Annotated in this window: 1 protein-coding gene and 1 pseudogene; both read left to right on the top strand. The window is 55.6% G+C overall.

Annotation, left to right across the window (positions count from 1 at the left end):
• Window positions 1-225: hypothetical protein (locus AC1D00_RS42275; protein WP_477014798.1), on the top strand; the 225-nt coding region annotated here is incomplete at its 5' end.
• A 356-nt stretch (window positions 226-581) separates the two neighbouring features.
• Window positions 582-1,134, top strand: a pseudogene (locus AC1D00_RS42270) (cyclic nucleotide-binding domain-containing protein); the annotation flags it as partial.

Below are 1,134 nucleotides of genomic sequence, written 5' to 3'. Positions count from 1 at the left end.
CTATGGGGTCAACGGCGGGAGTCGAAAGCTACGTCGCCGATTTCCGGTCTGCCCCTTGCAGCGGACATATGCAGCTTTCCGAACCTCTTCGCCTTCGGGCCAAAGGGCGACATTGTGATGAGTGATGCCGTCCCATGCTGTGGCACAATTCCGTTTCTTGAGTTTTCGCGGGTGAGCAATTTTGAACATACGCTCGCTTTGCCCTGCGGCATAATATTTCCATGACCGCTCCTTTTGTCGGTAATCATTGGTGACTGAGAGTGTTGTGCTCCCGCCTGACTTCGGAGGAGCATCATGTCCGAAATTCAGCCCAGCCTATCGAGTTGTGGTGCGACTTCGCAATGGCGGCAGGCGTGCTCTCACGCGATGGACTCTGCGTGTTTGATTTCCCCGGGTGCAAGGGATGCCCGAAAGCGCAGCACACTGTCCGGACTTTCAGGAAGTTCAGAAGACCCCATAAATTCGGAAGCATTGCGCGAGGGGGCGCGGGGCGCTTACCGCGTCAAGTTTGATCTCCCGCGATTGGACTTACCGACTTCTCCCGACCTTAGTTGGTTTCCATGGACCGGGCGGAGGAACGAATGGTCGTAAGGACGCAAGCAAATGCGCCTCAAAGGTCGGGCTCAAGCGGGTTGAATGCGCTCGCTGGTCACGCTGTCTCTTGCAGCAAATTCAAGTATCAGCGCGGTACCGAAATCTTTGGGGAGGCGGAGCCGGTCGATTACCTCTACCAAATCAAGAGCGGAGCGGTTCGATGCTATAAATTGCTGGTTGACGGTCGGCGGCAGATCATGGCCTTTCATCTGCTAGGCGACATCTTCGGCATTGAGAACGGTCCAGTTCACCGATTTACCGCCGAAGCAATTGTCGAAACGACTGTTGACCTTACCGATCGGCAGAGTGTTGTCGACGAAGAGGGGGGGCCGCGCGACCGCAATCAACAATGTACTGAGGCTTGTCACGAGCAACCTTCAGCATGCCGAAACTCACATGCTGTTACTCGGGCGTAAAACAGCAATTGAGAAGGTCGCGGCTTTCCTTATCGAAATGGACGTCCGCTTGAGTGCGGCAGGAGTATTGAGTCTCCCAATGAGCCGTCGCGATGTCGCCGACTATCTTGGGCTGACGCTGGAG

It is taken from the genome of Bradyrhizobium sp. P2_E8 (assembly GCF_056403875.1).
Note: the sequence above shows the minus strand (reverse complement) of the source record. Positions and strands in the feature narration are given on the sequence as shown.